General features: G+C 49.0%; 22 protein-coding genes and 2 pseudogenes. 15 read left to right on the top strand and 9 right to left on the bottom strand.

All coding sequences use genetic code 11. The features are described 5' to 3' along the window. Nucleotides 1-45: 45 nt before the first annotated feature. A complete protein-coding gene (locus ACTVIM_RS10405) occupies nt 46-2,718 on the bottom strand; it encodes a transglycosylase domain-containing protein (RefSeq protein WP_445612559.1) in 2,673 nt (890 codons plus the stop codon). A 16-nt stretch (nt 2,719-2,734) separates the two neighbouring features. Next, the gene (gene recU / locus ACTVIM_RS10400) at nt 2,735-3,352 is read right to left on the bottom strand and encodes a Holliday junction resolvase RecU (protein WP_445612558.1); all 618 of its coding nucleotides are present in this window, start codon (nt 3,350-3,352) and stop codon (nt 2,735-2,737) included. Nucleotides 3,353-3,611: 259 nt separating this feature from the next. On the opposite strand from recU, the gene ACTVIM_RS10395 reads away from it, so the two are divergent. After that, nucleotides 3,612-3,854, top strand: coding sequence for a hypothetical protein (locus tag ACTVIM_RS10395; protein ID WP_033021683.1), 243 nt, complete (start codon nt 3,612-3,614; stop codon nt 3,852-3,854). A gap of 43 nt (nt 3,855-3,897) precedes the next feature. Here ACTVIM_RS10395 and ACTVIM_RS10390 read toward each other — a convergent pair whose 3' ends face one another. The 3 genes from ACTVIM_RS10390 to ACTVIM_RS10380 form a co-directional block, all read right to left on the bottom strand. Further along, on the bottom strand, nt 3,898-4,068 hold the full coding sequence (locus ACTVIM_RS10390; RefSeq protein ID WP_445612557.1) for a hypothetical protein: 171 nt from the start codon (nt 4,066-4,068) through the stop codon (nt 3,898-3,900). Nucleotides 4,069-4,088: 20 nt separating this feature from the next. Then, nucleotides 4,089-4,241, bottom strand: a complete 153-nt coding sequence (locus ACTVIM_RS10385; RefSeq protein ID WP_445612556.1) for a hypothetical protein — start codon at nt 4,239-4,241, stop codon at nt 4,089-4,091. A gap of 100 nt (nt 4,242-4,341) precedes the next feature. Continuing rightward, nucleotides 4,342-4,542, bottom strand: a complete 201-nt coding sequence (locus ACTVIM_RS10380; RefSeq protein ID WP_033021686.1) for a YppF family protein — start codon at nt 4,540-4,542, stop codon at nt 4,342-4,344. Between the two features lie 192 nt (nt 4,543-4,734). Here ACTVIM_RS10380 and ACTVIM_RS10375 point away from each other — a divergent pair, with 192 nt between their 5' ends. Then, entirely contained in the window at nt 4,735-5,082 is a 348-nt protein-coding gene (locus ACTVIM_RS10375) for a YppG family protein (protein WP_445612555.1), read from the top strand. Nucleotides 5,083-5,449: 367 nt separating this feature from the next. Here the strand turns inward: ACTVIM_RS10375 and ACTVIM_RS10370 are convergent, their stop codons facing one another. The 3 genes from ACTVIM_RS10370 to ACTVIM_RS10360 form a co-directional block, all read right to left on the bottom strand. Next, nucleotides 5,450-5,704, bottom strand: a complete 255-nt coding sequence (locus tag ACTVIM_RS10370) for a sigma-G-dependent sporulation-specific acid-soluble spore protein CsgA (RefSeq protein WP_445614346.1) — start codon at nt 5,702-5,704, stop codon at nt 5,450-5,452. After that, nucleotides 5,704-5,889 carry a hypothetical protein gene (locus ACTVIM_RS10365; protein ID WP_033021700.1) on the bottom strand — a complete coding sequence of 62 codons (186 nt, stop codon included), beginning with the start codon at nt 5,887-5,889 and terminating at the stop codon, nt 5,704-5,706. The genes ACTVIM_RS10370 and ACTVIM_RS10365 overlap by 1 nt, the downstream gene beginning before the upstream one ends. Nucleotides 5,890-6,097: 208 nt before the next feature. Then, nucleotides 6,098-6,562, bottom strand: a complete 465-nt coding sequence (locus tag ACTVIM_RS10360) for an Hsp20/alpha crystallin family protein (RefSeq protein ID WP_445612554.1) — start codon at nt 6,560-6,562, stop codon at nt 6,098-6,100. A 344-nt stretch (nt 6,563-6,906) separates the two neighbouring features. Here ACTVIM_RS10360 and ACTVIM_RS10355 point away from each other — a divergent pair, with 344 nt between their 5' ends. From ACTVIM_RS10355 to ACTVIM_RS10325, 7 genes are all read left to right on the top strand, one after another. Beyond that, on the top strand, nt 6,907-7,029 hold the full coding sequence (locus tag ACTVIM_RS10355; protein ID WP_255358719.1) for a hypothetical protein: 123 nt from the start codon (nt 6,907-6,909) through the stop codon (nt 7,027-7,029). A gap of 168 nt (nt 7,030-7,197) precedes the next feature. Continuing rightward, nucleotides 7,198-7,872, top strand: a complete 675-nt coding sequence (locus tag ACTVIM_RS10350) for a response regulator transcription factor (RefSeq protein WP_445612553.1) — start codon at nt 7,198-7,200, stop codon at nt 7,870-7,872. After that, the gene (locus tag ACTVIM_RS10345) at nt 7,869-9,254 is read left to right on the top strand and encodes a HAMP domain-containing sensor histidine kinase (RefSeq protein WP_445612552.1); all 1,386 of its coding nucleotides are present in this window, start codon (nt 7,869-7,871) and stop codon (nt 9,252-9,254) included. The genes ACTVIM_RS10350 and ACTVIM_RS10345 overlap by 4 nt, the downstream gene beginning before the upstream one ends. A gap of 17 nt (nt 9,255-9,271) precedes the next feature. Beyond that, nucleotides 9,272-9,427 carry a hypothetical protein gene (locus tag ACTVIM_RS10340; protein WP_165570944.1) on the top strand — a complete coding sequence of 52 codons (156 nt, stop codon included), beginning with the start codon at nt 9,272-9,274 and terminating at the stop codon, nt 9,425-9,427. A 16-nt stretch (nt 9,428-9,443) separates the two neighbouring features. Continuing rightward, nucleotides 9,444-9,998 carry a glycerol-3-phosphate responsive antiterminator gene (locus tag ACTVIM_RS10335; RefSeq protein WP_445612551.1) on the top strand — a complete coding sequence of 185 codons (555 nt, stop codon included), beginning with the start codon at nt 9,444-9,446 and terminating at the stop codon, nt 9,996-9,998. Nucleotides 9,999-10,187: 189 nt separating this feature from the next. Further along, nucleotides 10,188-11,855 (top strand): glycerol-3-phosphate dehydrogenase/oxidase, encoded by a 1,668-nt coding sequence (locus ACTVIM_RS10330; RefSeq protein ID WP_445612550.1) that lies wholly within the window; start codon nt 10,188-10,190, stop codon nt 11,853-11,855. A 103-nt stretch (nt 11,856-11,958) separates the two neighbouring features. Then, nucleotides 11,959-14,145 carry an alpha-galactosidase gene (locus tag ACTVIM_RS10325; protein ID WP_445612549.1) on the top strand — a complete coding sequence of 729 codons (2,187 nt, stop codon included), beginning with the start codon at nt 11,959-11,961 and terminating at the stop codon, nt 14,143-14,145. Nucleotides 14,146-14,310: 165 nt separating this feature from the next. Here ACTVIM_RS10325 and ACTVIM_RS10320 read toward each other — a convergent pair whose 3' ends face one another. Then, a complete protein-coding gene (locus tag ACTVIM_RS10320; RefSeq protein WP_445612548.1) occupies nt 14,311-15,093 on the bottom strand; it encodes an EcsC family protein in 783 nt (260 codons plus the stop codon). A 309-nt stretch (nt 15,094-15,402) separates the two neighbouring features. Here ACTVIM_RS10320 and ACTVIM_RS10315 point away from each other — a divergent pair. From ACTVIM_RS10315 to ACTVIM_RS10290, 6 genes and pseudogenes are all read left to right on the top strand, one after another. Continuing rightward, a pseudogene (locus ACTVIM_RS10315) lies at nt 15,403-15,513 on the top strand (transposase); the annotation flags it as partial. Nucleotides 15,514-16,195: 682 nt separating this feature from the next. Beyond that, entirely contained in the window at nt 16,196-17,224 is a 1,029-nt protein-coding gene (locus ACTVIM_RS10310; RefSeq protein WP_445612547.1) for a hypothetical protein, read from the top strand. A gap of 116 nt (nt 17,225-17,340) precedes the next feature. Next, nucleotides 17,341-17,508: a lipase family protein gene (locus ACTVIM_RS10305; protein WP_445614345.1), complete on the top strand. Its 168-nt coding sequence runs from the start codon at nt 17,341-17,343 to the stop codon at nt 17,506-17,508. 293 nt (nt 17,509-17,801) lie between these two features. Then, a pseudogene (locus ACTVIM_RS10300) lies at nt 17,802-18,209 on the top strand (transposase); the annotation flags it as partial. 408 nt (nt 18,210-18,617) lie between these two features. Next, on the top strand, nt 18,618-20,636 hold the full coding sequence (locus ACTVIM_RS10295; RefSeq protein WP_445612546.1) for a beta-galactosidase: 2,019 nt from the start codon (nt 18,618-18,620) through the stop codon (nt 20,634-20,636). A 208-nt stretch (nt 20,637-20,844) separates the two neighbouring features. Further along, nucleotides 20,845-22,134: an ABC transporter substrate-binding protein gene (locus ACTVIM_RS10290; protein ID WP_445612545.1), complete on the top strand. Its 1,290-nt coding sequence runs from the start codon at nt 20,845-20,847 to the stop codon at nt 22,132-22,134. Nucleotides 22,135-22,299: the final 165 nt, after the last annotated feature.

Here is a 22,299-nt window from a genome sequence, read left to right as displayed (position 1 = left end):
GATGCCGGCTACATAGGAAGTGGTGGGCTAATGCCGCCATCTTTTTTATCGAGCGCTTCCGTTTGGGGTTCCTGATCCTTTGTTTGATGGTGTCGACGGCGCTGACGGTGGCGAGCTGCCCCCCGTGCCTCCGCTTGGCTGGCCGCTGTTGGTTCCGCCGTTCGGCTGTCCGCTTGGGTTGTCGGAATGACCTTCGTTTTCATCGTTTCCACCATTTTCGCTCGTTCCGTTATTTCCGTTGTTTTCACCTTGGTTGCTGCCATTCCCTTGGCCGTTCCCTTGGCCGTTCCCTTGGCCGTTCCCTTGCCCGTTGTTTCCGGAGTTGTTGGAACCATCACCCGGCGTGGTCGGTGTTCCTTCATTTGGTTCGCCGCTAGGAATTTGAACGGAGGTGATGGCCGGTTTGCTCATCCGTTCGCCTTCTTTCGCATAGACGGCGATCGTGTAGGAAGAGCCCGGCGTCGGATTGGAAATCGAGACGGCCAGCTCTTTCGTCACAGCGGTCTGCACATGGCCTTGACTGTCTTTAATGTGCACCTCAAAGACCGTGTCGTCCGTCTGTTCGCTATACGACCACGAAACCGAAATGGCGTTCGCTGCTTGGTCGTATGAAGCAGTCAAGCCGGTGACCATCGGCAGCTCTTTAGGCTCATCTTTCGCTGTTTCCGTCGGCTCGGTGCCGCGGATGAACAGTTCATAGATAATCTCGTTTTCCGGCGTGTATTTGCCGGCGAGCTTCGGCGGATTCGTCCCTTTTTTGATCGGCAGTTTCACGACGCTGGACGGCTGTTGAAACTTGCCGCTGCCGTCATCAATATGGGACATGATGTCTTTGAGCAGCAGTTTTGGAATCCGCTGTTCTCGATCTGTCAGGAACGCCGTTTCGCTTTTTTTGCTGAAGCCGACCCAGACGGCGGTCGTGTAGTTCGGCGTATAGCCAATGATCCAGCTGTCAGGCACATGGTCTTTAGTAAGCCCGAATTTGCGGCCATCCTCGCCGTAGTTGGTCGTCCCCGTTTTCCCGGCCATCTCGAGCCCGGGTACGTAAGCGGACTGCCCCGTTCCGGAGCGGATGACCGATTTGAGCATATCAGTAATCATATAGGCCGTATAATCGTGCATGACTCGCTTCGGTTTCGGCCGCAAATCCATTTCCGTGCCGTCTGGGAAGACGATTTTGGTGACGGCGTACGGTTTGGTGTAGATCCCGTTGTTGCCAAACGCGGTGTAGGCACCGGCCATTTGCAGCGGCGATACATAATGGGAAACGCCGCCGATCGCAAACGGCTCATACACTTCGGTGAAGCCCATGCCGAGCCGGTTGGCGAACTCCATCGCCCGCTCTTTGCCGACAGCTTGGAACGTTTTGAGCGCCGGGATGTTATACGACCACGTGAGCGCCCTGCGCATCGTCACCGCTCCTGCGTATCTGTTGCTGGCGTTGCGGATCGGCGTGCCATCTGAGTACGCATACGGCTCATCGACGAGGATGTGCGCTGTCGACCATTTTAAGTATTCGATGGCCGGGCCGTAGTCCAAAATCGGTTTAATCGTCGATCCAGGCTGGCCGACCGGTTTAATCGCATAATTGAAGCCAAACTCGACTTGGTCGCGATGACGGCCGCCGCCCAACGCGCGAATCGCACCCGTTTTCGTGTCGATGACGGCAATCCCCGATTGCAAATCTTTTTTATTCGTGAAATAGCGATTGGAGTTTAGCAGGTTTTCAACGTAGGACTGGGCGTTTTGATCGAGCGTCGTGTAAATTTTCAGCCCATCCTCAAAGACGTTGACGTTCGCTTTATCCGTCACTTCTTTGATCACTTCTTCAATGAAGGCGTCGTACGGCACGCCGCTTTGCTTTTTCCGATGTTTGACGAGCATCGATTGGATCGGCACTTGTTTCGCTTTTTCGGCTTCGTCTTTGCTGATGAAGCCGTGCCGCGCCATGAGCGTCAACACGGTGTCCCGCCGCGCTTTCGCCGCCTCCGGATGGTCAAACGGGTTGTAGCGGTTGGGCGCCTGCGGCATGCCGGCTAACAGCGCGGCTTCCGGAAGCGTCAAGTCTTTCAGATTCGTTTTGCCGAAGTAATATTCAGCGGCACGGGCGACGCCGTAAATGCCATCGGAATAATAAATTTTGTTCAAGTACATTTCCAAAATTTCTTGTTTGGAATATTTTTGCTCAAGCTGGAGCGCCAGCCATGCTTCTTGCGCTTTCCGCTCCAATGTTTTTTTCGGCGACAAAAACGTCATTTTGACGACTTGCTGGGTGATCGTGCTGCCTCCCTCAGCGCCGAATCCTTCTTTAATGTTGGCGAGGGCGGCGCCGGCCAAGCGGACGATGTCAATGCCGTGATGTTCGTAAAAGCGCGCGTCTTCCGCGGCTAAAACCGCTTTTTCCAGCACTTTCGGCACTTCTTTGTACGAAACGTACGTCCGCTTGTAGCCGCCGAGTTCCGCTACTTTCTTTCCGTTCATATCGAACAAGGTCGAAGAGAGCGGGTCTTTGATCTTTGCCTCATCGAGCGGGGGAGCGTCTTTGATGAAATAGGCAAACGTCGCCACGCCCCCGACGACGGCGAGGACGATGACAAATAATATGGCCATGGCGATTGTTTTCATCCATGAAGTCCCTTTTTTCGCTTTTCCTTTTTTTTGTTTTCTTCGCTTTGTCGCCTGTTTCCGTTCCGCGCGAGAACGATATTCACCAGACATAAAAATCCTGCCTTTCTTACGAGTTTTCACCGGAAAGGGTGAAGTATACGCGTTCTACTACACTAATATAATCAATTCTCGGTTGACAGCCAAGCGGGATGTAGTGACCGAGCTGCTCGATCTCCCGCTTAGGAATGGATTTCCGGCCGCCGGATTGTTGCTCGTTCCACCGAGTGATCAGGTGGGCTGCATCGAGCAAATACGTCTCCTGAAGCGAGGAAAACCGCAAAATCGCAAAACAAATGCCGCCATGAGCGACCACTTGCTCCATATGCCGGATTTGGTGAGCGTGAAAATTTTTGAGCGGGAACGCTGTTTGATTTCGCGTTTCCTTCGCCTCAAAATCGATGTATTTGCCGCGGTACACGCCGTTGTAGTCGGTCGTTGACGCTTGACGGAAATACGCTTCTTTAATGACCGCCGCGCTCCGCCTCGGATAGTCGACGCGAACGATTTGCACCGGGGTCGGTTTTTTATGCACAATGGCGATGCCGTGCTCCCGGTAATATTCATTCGTTGCATTCAAGTCGTCTTCGAGCGTCATGCCGCGATTGGCATAGCCAGCCACAGACGGGGGCTTCCACCTTGCTCGTTCGTCGCGGTACGGTTTTCCGTTCGGATAGTTCAGCGTCATGGCCTCCCCTCCTTTGAATGGTTTTTATTATACCATACGCTTGAGGAATGTGCGCTTTTTTGTTTTTTCGAACGGCTCAGGCATCGAAATCCCCCGCTTCCGCCGCGGGCACCATCAAGCCGCTGGGGAGCCATCGCTGTCGAACGGCGGCTAGTTGCTTCTTTCTTTGCCGAATTCGTTCTACTTTTGTCGCCGAGGAAGGGAGTGCTCCGCCCAGCCGCGAAAGGAATATCATCACGCCAAGAATGGGGGAAAGGGAATGAAAGAACGGCTCGTCAAAAAAGAGGAAATCGAAAAACAGCTCGAGGAAATGGTGGCGTTACTCGAACAAGTGGATGCAAAAATGGAAAAGGTGATTCATGACGTTATCGAAGACCGATACAGCCAACATCAAAAAGAAATCGGGCGTTTAGAGAAACGGATCGCCGGCATTGAACAACGGCTTGACGGCAAGAAAACAGACGGGCGGCTGCCGCTGTCGTCCACACTGTATGGGGTGTAAGCGGAGAAGCTGTCCCCTCGCGCAAGGGGACAGCTTTTTTCGTTCAGCCATCTTTTTTGGTGGTGATGGACACAGGGCCGCTTTCCGCCGTGGCGACGGTGTGAATGTCATACGCGACCCGTTCGGTATGTTTGGACGGAGCGGGTTCGCCGTGTTGCGGTTTTTCGTGATCATGGCCTTTCTGTTTATGATGGAAATGCACGCCGCGTCCCATTAGCTAGCACCCCCTTTGTATTACGATGGGGTGTCGTTACGAAAAATATGCAAAAAAAAGAAGGGAAAAGCTCCCTCGTTAGGTGAATGAACGGAAACGGGTGCTGCGCCGCGAGCTGAAGCGATCGGACGATCAGCCGCACGTTCAGCCTTTTCCGCCGGTTTGATGAACATTCGTGTTCGCCACCCATCGTCCGATTCGGCAGCGCTCTCCTCCTTGGCGAGACCATCGTTCGTCTCGCCCCACGAGGCAGAAGATGTTTTTCCCCGGATGTCAAAGGCCGGCATATTCCTCTGCTTCGTTCGGCAGGGAGGCGCCTGCTCGTTCAAGCTCGCGGACTAAATTGCGGTACTGGGCGAGCGAAATGTCCCCGCGCAAATACAGGCGGCGGGCAAAATCGAGCAGTTCGTTCGCCTCGGTCGGTTCGCTCTGTTTGACCGCGATAAACTTATGCTTTAATTCGGTCACGTTCATTGCTGCTTTTCCCCCTTCCCCTTTTTTACATCGTACCATGAAAATAGGAAAAACGAACGATTTCGGAAAATTAAAACTTCCGACAAGAGGTGACATGTCCATACACGCCATTGGCCGTTCGCACATATACTAGTGGCAGCCCATCCCTATTTTAGGCTGGGGAACGGAACAACGAAAAAGGGGAGAGCGACGATGTACCGTTATTCTCGTCCAAGTTCGCCGCCCTTCTATGGGCCGTACGGCTTCGGCGGTCATCACTACGGGTCTTCGTTTCCGCATGGAGCTTCCTTCTTCCCGCCCGCTCCTGTTCACTGGCCCCATTTCCCGCCCGGTCAAGTAGGGGCGACTTCCCACCCGGCATCGTATCCTAAACCTGGGCCTTTGTTGCCGCCGCCGCGCCCCTCTTTCCTTGAACAGTTTAAAAACAGCGATGGCACATACGACATCAACAAAATGATGAGCACGATGGGGCAAATGATCAATACGATCAATCAGGTGAACGGTATGTTAAAAGGGCTGCTCAGCACGTGGAAAAAATAAATCATAGCGGTCTTCGGTGTGGAAGAAGCGGTTGAAAAGACAGCGGGCGCCTTCATCGCTTTTGGCGCCCCTTTTGGTGGCGTCAGCAAGCGTCCCGCGGCCTCTGTTTCACTTAGCGGGCCGGTGAAAACGGTGAAAGCGGCGAGCTCGATGGAGTTCGCCGCGAAAAAAGCCGGTGTTACGAACCTTCTTGGGAGGAGAGTCCGGGGGAACGATCCGTCGCCGGCCTTTTCGCCCAGAGACTGTCAAACGGCGGCGCATTCGGCGAACAAACCGCACGCCGAAACGCGCCGCCGTCGTCCTTCCTCTTATGCACGGAGCCCGCTCGGCCGATTCGTTGAGACGGGAGACGTCGTTGCTCGTGAAGTTAAATGAGCAGCTCGTATACTTCGTTGAGATGGAAGGCGCGTTTTTCATCGCGCTCGTCCATCGCATAGCGGATTTCATGCCGCAAAATCCGATCCAAACACGCGCTTTCTTCCTGCGTCAAGTCGCGGACGAATTCCCCTTCGCCCCGATACGGCTTGGTAATGAGCTTTTGATAGATGCGCTTTGGCGTGTCGTCATGGTGGTCCAAATAGTTGGACAGCACCTCACGCAAGTAAGCGAGCGTTTGTTCCATCATGGCTCACCCCCTTCAAAAAACGAAACGAACGCTTGGCTGACCTCGGAACGGCCTTGGGCGTAGGGGTTTTCTTCCGTGACGCGATCCGGGTCGAGCTTCGTCTTGATGACGAGCATCGGTTCGTTCGGCGGCTCATTGATCACCCGATCGTTCAGCTGCTTGAAATCAGGCAGTTTGGTCATTCGTTTTCCACCTCCTACCTAGTAGCGTAGCTTGTCAGCCAGAAAAGTATGTATGCCTGTGGGGGAGTTTCGGCGCGGAACGCCAAGCCGGGATCGCGAGCAGTGGAAGCGGCAGCCGCGAGCGGAAAAGCAACCTGTCGCAGAAAAAACGAGGGTATCCCGCTCCTTTTGGGACACCCTTTTTCTACTCGACGAGATGAGCTTTGGCCTATTCAATGTCGATATATTTTCGTTTTTGTGGCAGCCGAATGACGAGCGACCCGTTGTGAAACGAAGCTTTGACTTCGTGTTCGGCGACCGGGTAGGGAAACGGGATCCATCTCGCCACACGTCGCCGCGCCTGCCGCCGCTCGTACACATGGCCATGGCTGTCGGCGGACTCGATCGTTTCATAATGGTCGATGAACAACTGCAGCCCATCGTCCTGCCACTGTAGACTGATTTGTTCCCGTTTTACTTCGGGCAGTCGGACGATGATTTGGTATTCGCGCTTCGTCTCTTTGACTTCGATCGGGATGTACGCTTCGACAAACGTTTGCGCGAAATAGTCGTCGAGCGTTTCCAGCAGTTTTTGCCACGGACGTTCGTCCAACCATTGATGGATCATGTGCCGCAAATGATGAAGCGGATGGTCTTCGCCTCCGCCGGACGGCGGTTGAAACGGCTGATTCATGGCGCTTCCCTCCTTCAGCAACAAAGCGAAATGGCTCTGCCGAGACGGCTCCGGCCGGCAAAGCGATTCATTGTCAATGTATGTTGCAGGCAAGGAAAAGGCGACGGTTGCCGAGCCGTTTTGAAACCGAGGAGAACGCGAATGGTGTGCGCCCGCTGTCGGCGGCTCGTCATCGGGCCAAGCGTGCTGGCCGCGTTTTTTTCGGCGAGAAAACCGCTGTTTACCATCCTTTTAGCAACTTTTCATTTTGTTTTAACCCCAAAGGAATATAATGACACTTGCATCGAATAAACGCGCAAATGGCGCCGTCAGCTATAGCTGGCGACCTAGAGGAGGGTGACGCGATGCATATCATTCATTGGTTGGTGACGGCGTTTTTTTCCGGAACAGCCGTCTCGCTTCTGTCTTATCAAGCCGTGGAAATCGTTCAAGCTATCATCGACTGGTTGGTCGACCGTCATTCGTGAGCGGTCGCGATTCGGCGGCGCGCTGGACGGCCGCCAACCTCTTTTTTCGGCTCAGCTGCTTCGGTGCGGTGGCGAACAAGCAAGGCAAGGTGTATAGTTAAAGAGGAAATATCTCAAGGACGAAAAGGAATGAGCGCACGGTCACGGATGGAAAGGAGGACGACAACAGTGAATGGACGCATTTTGCTAATAGAGGATGAAGCCGGCCTAGCCCGGTTTTTGGAGCTGGATTTGACGCACGAAGGGTTCGAAGTGCGCGTATGCGCCGACGGGCGCGAAGGATTGGATCTCGCCTTGTCGGAACCGTGGGATCTCATTTTGCTCGATGTGATGCTGCCGCGTCTGAACGGCATGGAAGTATGTCGCCGCATTCGGGCGGCGAAATCGACGCCGATTATTATGATCACCGCGCGCGACAGCGTGTTTGACCGCGTCATGGGACTTGACAACGGCGCCGATGACTACATCGTCAAACCGTTTGCCATTGAAGAACTGCTCGCCCGCATCCGCGCCTTATTCCGCCGCGTTCACCCGGAAGCGGATGCACAAGTGTTGACGTTTAAAGACTTGGTCGTCGATGTGCAGGCGCGCACGGTGAAGAAAGGGGATGAGTTTATTGAATTGACGAAGCGGGAATACGATCTGCTCGTCGCGTTTATGCAGAACATTAACGTCGTCTTGACGCGCGATGCGCTTCTTGACAAAGTGTGGGGGTTTGATGCGGAAGTGGAGACGAACGTGGTTGACGTCTATGTGCGCTACTTGCGACAAAAGCTCGATGAGCACGACAAAGAGCGGTATATCCAGACGGTGCGCGGCGCGGGATATGTGATGCGCCCATGACCCGCCGCCTTTCGTTGCAAAGCAAGCTGACGATGTTGTCCGCAGCGGCCATTTTCATCACGTATTTTCTCTTTACGTTTTTGCAGTACTATATGGTGAAGCAGTGGATGCTGAGGGAAGAACGAAAAACGATGGAACGAACCGTGGCGGAAATTGAAACCTATTACGCGGAGAAACGTAATTTATCATGGGAGGATATTCGCCGCAGCCGCTCGTTTCTCGAGAGGCTGAATGAGCGCTATCAGCTCATTCGTGTGACCGATGAGAAAGGAGCGATCATCGTCTCTGTTTCGAACGGCGCTTCCGTCTCGCTGACGCCGGACGAAAAACCGAGCACGCGCAAATTGGATGAGCATTTCGTCAACCATGAGCGGTTTTTGCTGCTAAGCCAGCCTTTTCATGCCGGTCAGCTGCACGGGACGATTGAAATCGCCCGCCGGCTCGTCAAGTTTCAACAAACAACGGATACGTTGTTTATCATTATGACGGTCATCGGCGTGCTGGCCATGGCGGCAAGCGCGCTCGCCGGCCGATTCGTCGCGCAAACGTTCGTCCGGCCGCTGCAAAAACTGGCGAAAACGATGGCTGCCATCCAGGATAACGGGTTGAAACAGCGCATTGATGTGCCTCCGGCGCGCGATGAAATCACCGAGCTGATGCATATGTTCAACCGCATGATGGACGAAATTGAACGATCGTTCGCCGTGCAGCGCCAGTTTGTGGAGGACGCGTCCCATGAACTGCGCACACCGATCGCCATTTTGCAAGGCCATCTGTCGCTGCTGCAGCGATGGGGCAAGCACAATCCGGAAATTTTGGAAGAATCGCTTCAGGCGGCGGTGAAAGAGGCGGAGCGGCTGAAACGGCTCGTTTTGGAACTGCTCGATTTATCGCGAGCCGAGGCGATTGCCGTGCCTGAGGAGATTGCTCCGATCGATGCAGCGGCAGCGGTTGGACAAGTCGTCAAAAATTTCCGCGTTCTGCATCCAGAGTTTGTGTTTCTCATCGACCAACCGGCCTATCCGCTCGCGCGCGTTCTAATCACAAAGCACCATTTTGAACAATTGCTGTTCATTTTGCTTGACAATGCGGTAAAATATTCTCAGCAGGTGAAAAAGATCGTCATTTCCTTGCGCGAAGAAGACGCGTTCGTCATCGTGGCTGTTCGCGATCACGGCATCGGCATTCCAAAAGACGAGCTGAAAAACGTTTTTTTGCGCTTCTACCGCGTCGACAAGGCGCGCAGCCGTGAACAGGGCGGCGCTGGACTTGGGCTTTCGATTGCCAAGGAAATCATCGATAAATACGGTGGGCAAATTGCGGTGGAAAGTGAAGTCGGGCAAGGAACGACGGTCGAGCTCGCCGTTCCGAAAGCGGAGTAGGAGAGGAGCGTGAGGCAATGGAACATCTTCACGAGGAAGAGGCAGCCAGCAAAAAAGCGATCCATCACGTCGTCGAAAAGTTTCGCAAGCGCGGGGTGAAAATCGCGACGTGCAAACCGCGAACCATGATGTCGCTCACATGCTTAGAGGAGATGGACAAAACGAGAGGATGAATCGAGGCAACGGAATATGGAAACAAAGCAACGCGTCATCCCAGCCATCAAAACGATGAAGCAATTCGAGTCGTTTTTGGCGAGCCGCTATGAATTGGCGGTGTTGCTTGAGGTACATATCGCCCAGTTACGAAGCCTTTTTGACTATGCGCGCCGCCGCCATAAGCAGCTGATCGTCCACGCGGATTTGGTGCAGGGGTTGAGCCACGACGAACACGCGGCGGAATACCTTTGCCAACAATTCCGCCCGTACGGCCTAATTTCCACGAAAGCGGGCGTCATTACGAAGGCGCGTCAAAAACGCGTCTTGGCCGTGCAGCGCATCTTTTTGCTTGATTCGCACGCGTTGGAGAAAAGCTACCAGATGATTGCGAAAACGAATCCCGACTGCATCGAAGTCATTCCAGGAGCTATGCCGCACATCATCCGTGAAGTGAAAGAGCGGACCGGAAAGCCGATTTACGCTGGCGGGCTCATCCGCACCTCTGACGATGTCGAGCGCGCGCTAGAAGCCGGGGCGGCGGCGGTGACCACGTCAAATGAAACGCTTTGGCGCCATTACAGCCCGTAGCGCCCGCCTGAGGCCGCCATAAGCGGTTATGTGCATCAGGCTGGTCAAACGGGCTACGATGTGCTATAATGAAAGCAACAAGTTAATCATCAGTCAGGAGACGAGGAGAGACCATGCACACATGGTAGGCGAAGGCTTATCGTGTTTGCACTGGTCTCTTTTTGTCTTTTCTCAAAGGAGGAGTCAAGCATGACATTCTCAAGCAAACAGCGAAACGATGTTCTCGAGACAATGAGCGAAAAGCCATACGATCTGTTGGTGATCGGCGGGGGGATCACGGGATGCGGCATCGCCCTCGATGCCGTCTCGCGCGGCATGACGGTCGCGCTTGTCGAAATGCAAGATTTCGCCGCCGGCACGTCAAGCCGGTCGACCAAGCTCGTCCACGGCGGCTTGCGCTACTTGAAGCAGTTCGAGGTGAAGCTCGTCGCCGAAGTCGGGCGCGAACGGGCGATTGTGTATGAAAACGGCCCGCACGTCACCACACCGGAGTGGATGCTGCTGCCCATTTATCGCGGCGGGACGTTTGGCAAATGGAGCACGTCGGTCGGCCTTTGGCTGTATGACCGGCTGGCCGGCGTCAAGTCAAGTGAGCGGCGCACGATGCTTAACGCCCGGCAGACGTTGGAAAAAGAGCCGCTCTTAAAGCGCGACGGCCTCCTTGGCGGCGGCTATTACGTCGAGTACCGGACGGACGATGCCCGCTTGACGATCGAGGTGATCAAAAAAGCGGTCGAGCTTGGCGCCGACGCTGTCAATTATACAAAGGCCGAACAGTTGTTGTACGACGAGCGCGGCCGGATCATCGGCGCCCGCTGCCGCGACCTGCTCGGCGGACGAGTGTATGACATTCGCGCCAAAAAAGTCGTCAATGCCGCTGGGCCATGGGTCGATGCACTGCGCGACAAAGACGGTTCGAAAACGGGCAAACGCCTCCAACTGACCAAAGGCGTCCATATCGTCATCGACCAAAAGCGGTTTCCGCTCAAGCAAGCCGTTTATTTTGACACCCCGGACGGCCGGATGGTGTTCGCCATTCCCCGCGACGGGAAAACGTATATCGGCACGACCGATACATTTTATAACAGCGACCCGGCCCACCCAACGATGACGGACGAAGACCGCGACTACTTATTGCAAGCGATTCACTACATGTTTCCGTCTGTCGGCATCACCGCGGCCGATGTGGAATCAAGCTGGGCCGGCGTCCGCCCGCTCATCTATGAAGAAGGGAAAGACCCATCGGAAATTTCCCGCAAAGACGAGATCTGGACGTCGTCGTCTGGCCTCATTACGATCGCTGGCGGCAAGCTGACCGGCTACCGGAAAATGGCCGAGACCGTCGTCGATCTTGTTGCCAAGCAGCTCGAAAAAGAGGAGCGGAAAACGTTCCGTCCATGCCAGACGAAACAATTGCCGATTTCCGGCGGCGATGTCGGCGGCTCGCACCGCCTCCCTGCCTTCATCGCTGAAAAGGCGGACGAAGCGGTGCGCTACGGATTAACGAAAGAAGCGGGAGCGCGGCTCGCGAAACAATATGGCACGAACGTTGATCGGCTGTTTGCTTTAAGCAGGCAATACGACCGTTCATCTGGCGTAACGCGCGAAACGTTCATCCGCCTCGTCTACGCCATGGAAGAAGAAATGGCGGCCAAACCGGTCGACTACTTCATCCGCCGCACCGGCGCGCTGTTGTTTGACATTGATTCGGTCCGGCGGGAAAAAGAGGCAGTAGTGGCGTTTATGGCGCGGTATTTGGGATGGACGGAAGAAGAGCGGGACGTGTATGAGAACGAACTCGACACGGAACTGCGGCGCGCGGTGTTGGGGGAAAAGGGGGAAGGGAACGAGCGGTAGGCCAACAAAATAACGAGCGCCTAAATCGAGGCGCTTTTTTTATTGGTCTTTTCATAAAAAATTAAGTAAAATTTAAATAAAAAAATAAGGGGGAGAGAAGGCGATGGCGATTACTTATCATCCACAAACGCGGCAGTTTCATTTGCAAGCAGGTGAGGTAAGCTACATCATTCACTTGTTCCGTGCGCGATATTTAGCACATGCCTATTGGGGCAAAGCGGTGCGCGATGTTCGGGGGGAGCGGAGGTTTGCGCGGCTAGACCGCGCGTTTTCCCCCAATCCCGACCCATCCGACCGCACGTTTTCGCTCGATACGCTGCCGCAAGAATATCCGGCCTATGGCAATACCGATTTCCGTGCCCCGGCGTATCACGTGCAGCTTGAGAACGGTTCGACGGTGACGGATTTGCGCTACAAGACACACCGCATTTACAAAGGGAAGCCTAGACTGAACGGGCTGCCGGCGACATACGTGGAACACGAGAATGAAGCGGAAACGTTGGAAATTGTCCTCGAGGATGCGCTGAGCGGTCTAGAGGTCACGTTGCAGTATACCGCGTATGAAAAATGGAACACCATCACGCGCGCGGCCCGTTTCGAAAACAAGGGGCGTGAGCGCCTAACGCTGTTGCGGGCGCTCAGCATGAGCGTCGATTTCCCGTCTGCCGATTATGACTGGATCCATCTCCCCGGAGCGTGGGGGCGCGAACGCTGGATCGAGCGGCTCCCGCTTCTGACCGGGGTGCAGGCGGCCGAAAGCCGCCGCGGCGCGAGCAGCCACCAACAAAACCCGTTTATCGCGCTCGCCGCCAAAAACGCCGATGAGCATCAAGGTGAGGTGTACGGGTTCAGTTTTGTGTACAGCGGCAATTTCCTCGCCCAAGTCGAGGTGGACCAGTTTCACACCGCCCGTGTCTCGATGGGAATCAACCCGTTTGATTTCACATGGCTGCTTCAGCCGGGCGAGTCGTTCCAAACGCCGGAAGTGGTCATGGTCTACTCCGACCAGGGGTTAAATGGGATGTCGCAAACGTACCATGAACTGTACCGCACCCGCCTAGCGCGCGGCGCATTCCGCGACCGCGAACGCCCGATTTTGATCAACAACTGGGAAGCAACGTACTTCGATTTTAACGAAGAAAAACTCGTCAACATTGCGAAAACGGCAGCGGAACTGGGCATCGAACTGTTTGTGCTTGACGATGGCTGGTTTGGCGAGCGCGACGACGACCGCCGTTCGCTCGGCGATTGGATCGTCAACCGGCGCAAGCTTCCGAACGGCTTAGACGGGTTGGCGAAACAAGTGAACGAACTTGGGCTGCAGTTCGGCTTATGGATCGAGCCGGAAATGGTGTCGCCAAACAGTGAGCTGTACCGGAAGCATCCCGACTGGTGTCTCCATGTGCCGGACCGTCCGCGCTCTGAAGGGCGGAACCAGCTTGTGCTCGATTACTCCCGCCAAGATGTATGCGATTATATGATCGAAACGATCGCGAACGTGTTGGCGAGCGCTCCAATCACTTATGTGAAGTGGGATATGAACCGCCATATGACGGAAATCGGCTCGGCTGCCCTGCCGCCTGAACGCCAACGCGAAACGGCGCATCGCTACATACTTGGACTGTATCGCGTCATGGACGAGATCACCTCACGCTTTCCGCACATTTTGTTTGAAAGCTGCTCCGGAGGCGGAGGGCGATTTGATCCGGGGATGCTGCATTACATGCCGCAAACGTGGACGAGCGACAATACCGACGCCGTCTCGCGCCTGAAAATCCAATACGGCACGAGCCTTGTTTACCCGGTGAGCGCCATGGGCGCCCACGTCTCCGCGGTGCCGAACCATCAAGTCGGGCGAGTGACGCCGCTCAAGACGCGCGGCCATGCCGCGATGTCGGGCAACTTCGGCTATGAGCTCGATATCACGAAATTGACAGAAACAGAAAAACAAATAATAAAGGAACAAGTCGCGTTTTACAAGGAAGTGCGCCGCCTCGTCCAGTTCGGCACGTTCTATCGGTTGGTAAGCCCGTTTGCGGGCAATGAAGCAGCGTGGATGTTCGTCTCCGCCGACCGCTCGGAAGCGCTCGTCGCCTACTTTCGCGTGTTGGCCGAGGCGAACGCGCCGCTGTCCTACCTGCGCCTCAAAGGGCTTGACCCGAATCAAGACTACGAAATCGAGGGGCTTGGCGTTTATGGAGGCGATGAGCTGATGTACGCCGGACTCGCCGTGCCGCCTCGTGCGGGTGATTTTTTCAGCGCGATGTGGCGGCTGAAAGTCATTCGATAGGCTTTCGCCAATGAGGGACGGTGAAAAACAGCGTCGCCCCTTAACTGACATCAGGTGATGTGAAAGTTGCTGCTGTGAGGCTTCTCTATTGGAGAGGGAACAACATGCTCTTTCAATCACGGGCTTTCTATCGATCATCCCGAAATCAATCGAACCCGGTGTCGTCTAGACATCGGGTTCCCATTGTTTGAGCTTCTCGATGATGCGCCGCTTCCGATAGAGCATCTTCCCGGTTTCGGCGATATCTTCCATAAACGATTTGTTAAACAGCGAACCGAAAAGGACGCCGATGATCGGTACAGTTTGAAACAGCTTTTTCCACCCGTATTGGTCGCGGAACGTCATCATCACTTCCCGCCAGCCTTGCAGCTCGGAAAATACCCGCTCACGCTGGCCGGTAAATGAAGCCAGCTCCTCTAAAATCGCTTTTTTCCCGACGATGTCCGCTGCGGCAAACTGCAGGCATTTCACGACAAACACGCGCTCTTGTTTTTCGTTTGGGGCGTATCCATAGATGATGGCGATTTCTTGCAGCGTTTTCAGCGCCAACCCGAGCAGGGCGGGAACGTCCACCGCCAGCGTCAGCGCTCCGCCGATTCCGGTCGCCGCTCCTTGCAACTGGGCGAACGTCACACGCGCCTCGATCAATTCATCACAGACGCGATCCATCGTCTCAAGCGGCAAGTGCGGCACTTCCTCAAGCGACGTGACACCAAGGCGTTCCAATATGTTCTCTTTCTTCACTAAGTATTTTCCGCCGTTTTGAATATAGCTTCCTAATTCGTCGAGCCATTGCCCGAGCTTTCGATGAACCATTTTTGGCGTCAGCTTGTCCAACACTTGAAACGGCAAGCGGCCGAGCTTTTCCCAAAACCAGAGATCTTTTTGGGAGTGTTCCCACTGGTTGATCCGCTTCAATTCCTCTTGCAACTGTAGTTTTGCTTCCATTTTTGAAAGGCCTCCATGTTTTTTCTAGTTTTAGGATATATGGATTTGAATGAATTATACGGGTTAGGGGATGATTTTGTTTCAAGTAGTCCAACTATGTCCATCAATTGAAATGAAAAACAATTTTAGAAAAAGTTGTTTTAAACAACTAGACATAATTTTTTAAATTTGATATTATGAAAGCGTAGACATTTTACTCAAATCACTGGATGATGTATAAAATTTTGTGTAAAGCATTTTGCTAGCCCAAAAGAAAAAGGTAGGGTCTTCTCTGATTTGGCCATAACACATTCCAGAGATACCCTACCTATGTCTAAAAGTATACTGAATGTAGACTGGGCTAATCAGCTGGAAAGTGCGATTCGTCAGTTTGTAAAGGAAAAATTAGAGCTAATCATGCGTGAAGAAATGAATTTTTTAGCTTCTCATTCTCAATTATCTCGACTGTAAGTATCACTTTTCCTGTGTCTATTTTCTTGACATGATACCATATCTTCCTGACACCAAAACAGAACAAAAAATATGTGGTATTTGTAAAAGAGTTCGATTCTGTACGTCCCAAGTAGCTGATGGCTTGGTTGTATTGTCATTTCTTAAATTTTATCAAAAAAATCCAAAAATATATTGTAATATATCAGAAAAAGTGGTATGATAATCAAAGGCGGCCATGATTAGGAAAAATAATCATGGCTGTTTTTGTTTGATTTTGCAAGAAAAGATGATAGTTTCGATGATAAAGGTCTAGTCATCCTCATATGATCGTGTGGTTGAAATCATGGATATTCCCTCGTTATTAAGCGACTTAACAAAGTGAGGGAATATGCATGTTTGTCATGCCAAGAGAAAGATTTGTTCGCATTTGTGTTATGGGGGTGAAACAATGAAAACTCTAAGTCGTGAGACTCGAATGATCAAGGGATTTTAAAATCTGAGAGATCATTTGAATAAAAATAAGGCGAAAACATGAATTAAGGTAGTATTAAAAATTTCCATAAATAGAATAGTATGCCGATATTTTAGCACTAGCATATAAAAGTTTCGACGATACCGATCATCTAGAGCAACGATAAACACTATAAAAATCGAAAAGGGATGAAGGATCTTGAAACCTTGGCTCATTGCAGGACTCTTATCTTTGTTATTTCCTGGACTAGGGCAAATCTACAATCGCCAAACAAGTAAAGGGCTTGTTTTGATGCTTCTTCAGTTTGTTTTTATTTTAGTTGGTATATTGACGATGGGGTTTTTAGGAGCGCCCGCCGTTATTCTATGGATTTGGGGAATCGTCGATGCCATCATTAACGCTCAAAAAAGAGACAGACAAAACCAACCATTCACAACAAGTGATAAATCTTTATATGTTTATGTTGAACTTGGTATTGGTGCGGTTATAGCTATTGTATTGGTATTTCTTGTTTGGAAAATTGGTACAGGGATTTATTGCGAACCTCATCCTGATAAAAAGATAGTCAAGGAAGATGCCGTTCAATATTTAACAGAAAAGTATGAACAAGAGTTTGAGATTACAAAGGTAAAGTTCAACTGTTATCCTTACAATACGTTTGAAATCAAAGCGTATTCATTAAATAACCCTGATGTGACTATTACTATGTATGCACCATCTACAGGTGATGAATTTTCGGATGATTATATTAGTAAACTCTGGGATAAGGAATCGAAAGAGGAATTAAAGCCTTTAGTAGAAAAATTTTACCCTGAGTCACCGCCATTTAGAGCAGACATTATTATTAATAGAGATGCGATAGACAAATTACAGAAATCTACTAAAGTTCCAAGCTTGAAACAGGCTCGAAAACACTATATCAATGAGATGACTTTATCTTTTGAACTTGTTTTGTTTAAGAAATTGACCCAAGAAAATAGGCAGGTAGAAATGAAAAAAGTTTTTGATTTAATACAACAATTAAAGGAAACAGGTATACCAAGAATTGGTATTACAATAAGTTACTATAATCCGAAATTAGAAAAGAAAGGGAGGGAAGTATTGGAGGATGTTTCTCATAAATTTTGGGATGAGCTACAGTATTATCTCAGAATTAAAGTAGAAGATATCCCATCCATTCAAACACCAGAAGATGTAACGAAATATCTTAAAAAAATTAATGATTAAAAAATTATGAATTTTATAGAATTACATTAGAAAGGAGAATTTAAATGCCAACGGATAAAGAATATCTGATCTTAAGTCAACTTGCCAATCATTTTATAATCAAGTATTAATTAAAGCTGGAAAATCGTATCACCGTAACGGGACATTCTTTAGGAGGAGCAATAACTCAGGTGTTGGCGGCGAATAATGATCTGTCTGCGGTTACCTTTAACGCGTCTGGGGTTCTGCATCTCTTAAATCCTTTGCAGATATTAAAAGCTTTAAATGGAGGGTATGATAACTAAATCATTAACCATTCAGATTTCCATCGGTCCACTAGGCGCGCTGGAAATCTTCATCTGAAAGAGCGTGCAAACGTTCCGAAAGAATGTGCAAAATCCGGAACAATCCGCAAAAATTTTGCACATTATTTCCGAATCCGCCTGAAATAATTTGAAAGAGGGATTCTGAAATAATGTGCTAATTTACAGGAAGTTTCTCCATGTGGATGTCGGGGATGCTCGTCATCATGACGCCGCCTACGGAGCGTCTCTTCTATCAACCATTCAAGAAGGAGACCTTTGTTTGAAAGACTTAGCATGACATTCATACGCTGTATTCTCTTCGCTGGCAAATTGAGGTGATAGTTAAAACATGGAAATCCCTGTTTCACATTCATCGATTCAAACGGATGAAAGGGACTCGCTTTCAGTGCCACTTGTGGAACGTTGATTGCCTTATTGATCAGCTCTACGGTCATGTTTGCCATGCGAGAATGGCTCTATCGAAAACAGAAAAAGGAATTGAGCGAATAGAAGGCCATGAGTATGATCAAGGAGTGGGGGGGTGGATTGATTTCAAGCCTTATGGTGTTCTGAGACTTAGCTATCCAGCTCCTTTTCAAACTGTGTGACATAATTGCTTAACACGGAAAAAATCAAGGCGTTATACAAAAAAGAGCGCTTTAGACATGATCGAGAGTTTGGTCATCATGCCGTTGTCGTAAGAAATTCCCGTCTCATACCATAAAAAAACCTTCTATCTATAGGGAAGGTGTATTTGGCATGCCTATCTTTCCATATTCCCACGGTCACAACCTCCAAAGATGAAGAGGGGATGACCCAAAAGGCGATCTCTCCTCAAGAAAGACACAACATATAGATTGGATTCGCCATCCATTGTCTATATATAGTTTTAAGAGAGGGTATCCCGATCCTTTTGGGGCACCCTCTTGATGGCTATGGGGGGCCTGTTTGTCTCTTAGGGCATGGAAATTAATGTAATAAAAAATGCTAATCTACAGTTTATAATTTAAAAATTTAAAAAAATATATATTTAGTAAAATTTTATCGTTGACTTATATTAAATTTTAACTTAATTTATAATTAGATGAAAATTATTAGGGGGGATAACTTTGAATGTATTATCCTCAATTTGTTACGGAGGAGATTACAACCCAGAGCAATGGCCGGAGGAAATTTGGTATGAAGATGCTCAGTTGATGCAAAAAGCAGGAGTAAATTTGGTATCTTTGGGGATTTTTAGTTGGGGCAAGATCGAACCGTCTGATGGACTGTTCGACTTTGAATGGCTAGACAAGGTTATAGACATACTATATGACCACGGTGTTTATGTTAACTTGGGGACGGCAACTGCAACTACTCCGGCTTGGTTTGTAAAAAAGTATCCAGATTCTCTACCAAAAGATGAAAGCGGTGTCATTCTCTCGTTTGGTAGTAGACAACATTATTGTCCTAATCATCCTCAATTAATTACGCACATAAAGAGACTTGTAAGGGCTATAGCAGAACGGTATAAAAATCATCCGGCGCTGAAAATGTGGCATGTTAATAATGAGTATGCATGTCATGTTTCTAAGTGTTTTTGCGAGAATTGCGCTGTCGCGTTTAGAAAATGGCTGAAGGAAAGATATAAAACAATCGATGAATTAAACGAACGTTGGGGTACAAACTTTTGGGGACAACGATACAATAACTGGGATGAAATTAATCCACCTAAAAAAGCCCCAACTTTTATTAATCCGTCTCAAGAACTTGATTATTACCGTTTTATGAACGATTCAATTCTTAGATTGTTTCTAACGGAAAAGGAAGTTTTACGTGAGGTAACACCAAACATCCCAATATCAACTAATTTCATGGGTTCATTCAAACCGCTAAACTATTTTCAATGGGCTCAACATGTAGATATTGTGACATGGGATTCATATCCTGATCCTAGAGAGGGTTTGCCAATTCAGCATGCTATGATGAATGACCTTATGCGTAGTTTAAGAAAAGGTCAACCGTTTATTTTAATGGAGCAAGTAACCTCACATGTTAATTGGCGTGATATTAATGTCCCCAAACCGCCAGGTGTAATGCGTCTATGGAGTTATGCAACTATTGCCCGTGGTGCAGATGGTATTATGTTTTTTCAGTGGCGTCAAAGTAGAGCAGGAGCTGAAAAGTTCCACGGTGCAATGGTGCCCCACTCTTTGAACGAGAATAATAGAATTTATAGGGAAGTTACACAGTTAGGGCAAGAACTGAAAAAGTTAGATTGTTTGGTCGGATCTAGAATCAAAGCAGAGGTCGCAATCATTTTTGATTGGGAAAATTGGTGGGCTGTCGAACTAAGTTCCAAACCACATAATAAACTAAGATATATCTCTATAGTTGAAGCTTATTATAGAGAATTATATAAACGCAATATTGCTGTCGATTTTGTAAGGCCATCTGATGACCTAACAAAATACAAAGTAGTTATCGCTCCAATGTTATATATGGTTAAAGAGGGAGAAGATGAAAAATTACGGCAATTTGTTGCTAGCGGTGGCACTTTGATTGTCAGTTTTTTTAGTGGTATTGTGGATGAAAATGACCGTGTATATCTAGGTGGATATCTTGGTCCTCTGCGAGATATTTTGGGAATTTTTGTTGAGGAATTTGTACCATACCCAGAAACAAAGGTAAACAAAATATATAGTAACGATGGGGAATATGATTGTACAACGTGGGCGGACATAATCCGATTAGAGGGAGCAGAACCCCTAGCGACGTTTAAGGGAGATTGGTATGCAGGACTTCCGGTGGTTACACGTAACTGCTACGGTAAAGGAGAGGGGATTTACGTCGGTACTTATCCAGATAGTAATTATTTAGGCAGACTTTTAGAGCAGGTTTTGGTTAAACATCATATTAATCCCATTCTTGAAGTAGCTGAAAATGTAGAGGTGCAACAAAGAGAGACTGATGAATGGAAGTATTTAATTATTATCAATCATAATGATTACGAAGTGACGCTGTCACTGCCAGAAGATAAGGTATACCAGAATATGATTGATGGGAAATGTTTTCGAGGAGGTGAATTGAGGATTCAAGGGGTTGATGTAGCAGTGTTAAGAGAGCATGACGAAGCCGGGAAGGTTTAGATAGTCTCGTTCCGGCAGTTGGCAACATAATATGCATAAGATGACAATGTTTATAAACATTGTCATCTTATTATGCACTTAGTGAAAAGGTTCATTTACTTTCACTAAGACAACAACTGAAAAATGTATGTTTTTCGTCTGTGTATTCTTAATTAGACTTCTTTTTTGCTAAAAATTTATAAGAATTAAAAAACAGGAGGGGTTTTCTTTGAAAAAGATTTTGACACTATGTTTAGTAAGTATTCTTTTATTAACTGCTTGTTCTTCAAAAACGCAAAACGGTGGAGCTGGAGATAGCACAAAAAGTACGAACGAAATAACAGTGTGGACGTGGGATCCAAATTTTAACGTAAAAGCGATGAAAATTGCAGAAGAGTTTTATAAGAAAGAGAATCCTAATTTTAAATTAAAAATTATTGAAAATGCTCAAGAGGATATCGTTCAGAAGCTTAATACAAGTTTGAGTTCTGGCACAACGAAAGGCTTGCCAAATATCGTATTAATTGAAGACTATCGTGCGCAGAGCTTCCTTAAAGCGTATCCTGATGCATTCTATGACCTATCAAAATATTTCAAAGCGGAAGATTTTGCTGAATATAAGCTTGCTCCTACTAGTTTAAATGGCAAACATTATGGTCTTCCATTTGATACAGGGGTTGCTGGACTATATGTGAGAACAGATTATTTACAAAAAGCAGGATATACTATTGATGATTTGCAAGGATTGGACTGGAACAAATATATTGAAATCGGAAAAAAGGTAAAACAAGCAACAGGTAAATATATGCTTGCACTCGATCCTAAAAATCTGGGGATTATTCGCGAGATGATTCAAACTAGTGGTTCGTGGTATGTGAAAGAAGATGGCGTAACTCCGAATTTGGCAGACAATGAGCCGCTGAAGGAAGCGTTTAGAACTTACAAAGAGATTGTAAACGCAGGGATATCGAAACCTATTTCCGACTGGAGTCAATTTGTTGCCTCTTTTAATAGTGGAGCAGTTGCATCAATTCCAACGGGAAACTGGATTACGGCTTCTGTTAAAGCTGAAGCTTCTCAAGCCGGTAAGTGGGCTGTTGTGCCTTTTCCAAAACAATCGGGCATTCCAAACTCTGTTAATGCTACGAACCTAGGCGGAAGTTCTTGGTATGTACTTAACATTCCCGGAAAAGAAAAGGCGGCAGAATTTCTAGCCAAAACGTTTGGATCAAATGTGGAGTTCTATGAAGAACTAAACAAAGAGATTGGTGCAATTGGCACATACAAACCAGTTGCTAATAGCGAGACTTATCAAGCTGCAGATGAATTTTTTGGAGGACAAAAAGTTACGGCGGATTTTTCTAAATGGATGAAAGACATTCCTCAAGTTAACTACGGTGCACATACGTATGTGATTGAAGACATTTTAGCAGCTGCTATGCAAGACTACTTGAAAGGTAAAGATCTGAACAAAGTATTGGAAGATGCACAGAAGCAAGCAGAACAACAAATTAAATAAATATACAGAACATCTATCAATTGTTTTATGAATTAAGCCCCGGGATTCCGCCGTCCTGTCTGGTTGTTATACTAGAACCATTCCGTAGGAGGCGGAATGGTTCGGGGCTTTTCAGTGAAGAGGTGCGCCTTGAGTTGTTATTTTCATGCACGTACGGAGAGTAAA

This window comes from Geobacillus sp. YF-1 (assembly GCF_052692335.1).
This window is presented reverse-complemented; position numbering and strand designations above follow the sequence as displayed.

Coding starts and splice junctions, on each gene's coding strand:
- ACTVIM_RS10395 (WP_033021683.1), top strand. CDS start 3,612: ATGAAAGAACGGCTCGTCAAAAAAGAGGAAATCGAAAAACAGCTCGAG.
- ACTVIM_RS10325 (WP_445612549.1), top strand. CDS start 11,959: ATGGCGATTACTTATCATCCACAAACGCGGCAGTTTCATTTGCAAGCA.
- ACTVIM_RS10385 (WP_445612556.1), bottom strand. CDS start 4,241: ATGTTCATCAAACCGGCGGAAAAGGCTGAACGTGCGGCTGATCGTCCG.
- ACTVIM_RS10390 (WP_445612557.1), bottom strand. CDS start 4,068: ATGGGACGCGGCGTGCATTTCCATCATAAACAGAAAGGCCATGATCAC.
- ACTVIM_RS10365 (WP_033021700.1), bottom strand. CDS start 5,889: ATGACCAAACTGCCTGATTTCAAGCAGCTGAACGATCGGGTGATCAAT.
- ACTVIM_RS10330 (WP_445612550.1), top strand. CDS start 10,188: ATGACATTCTCAAGCAAACAGCGAAACGATGTTCTCGAGACAATGAGC.
- ACTVIM_RS10360 (WP_445612554.1), bottom strand. CDS start 6,562: ATGAATCAGCCGTTTCAACCGCCGTCCGGCGGAGGCGAAGACCATCCG.
- recU (WP_445612558.1), bottom strand. CDS start 3,352: ATGACGCTGAACTATCCGAACGGAAAACCGTACCGCGACGAACGAGCA.
- ACTVIM_RS10375 (WP_445612555.1), top strand. CDS start 4,735: ATGTACCGTTATTCTCGTCCAAGTTCGCCGCCCTTCTATGGGCCGTAC.
- ACTVIM_RS10380 (WP_033021686.1), bottom strand. CDS start 4,542: ATGAACGTGACCGAATTAAAGCATAAGTTTATCGCGGTCAAACAGAGC.
- ACTVIM_RS10355 (WP_255358719.1), top strand. CDS start 6,907: ATGCATATCATTCATTGGTTGGTGACGGCGTTTTTTTCCGGAACAGCC.
- ACTVIM_RS10335 (WP_445612551.1), top strand. CDS start 9,444: ATGGAAACAAAGCAACGCGTCATCCCAGCCATCAAAACGATGAAGCAA.
- ACTVIM_RS10370 (WP_445614346.1), bottom strand. CDS start 5,704: ATGGAACAAACGCTCGCTTACTTGCGTGAGGTGCTGTCCAACTATTTG.
- ACTVIM_RS10320 (WP_445612548.1), bottom strand. CDS start 15,093: ATGGAAGCAAAACTACAGTTGCAAGAGGAATTGAAGCGGATCAACCAG.
- ACTVIM_RS10405 (WP_445612559.1), bottom strand. CDS start 2,718: ATGTCTGGTGAATATCGTTCTCGCGCGGAACGGAAACAGGCGACAAAG.
- ACTVIM_RS10340 (WP_165570944.1), top strand. CDS start 9,272: ATGGAACATCTTCACGAGGAAGAGGCAGCCAGCAAAAAAGCGATCCAT.
- ACTVIM_RS10345 (WP_445612552.1), top strand. CDS start 7,869: ATGACCCGCCGCCTTTCGTTGCAAAGCAAGCTGACGATGTTGTCCGCA.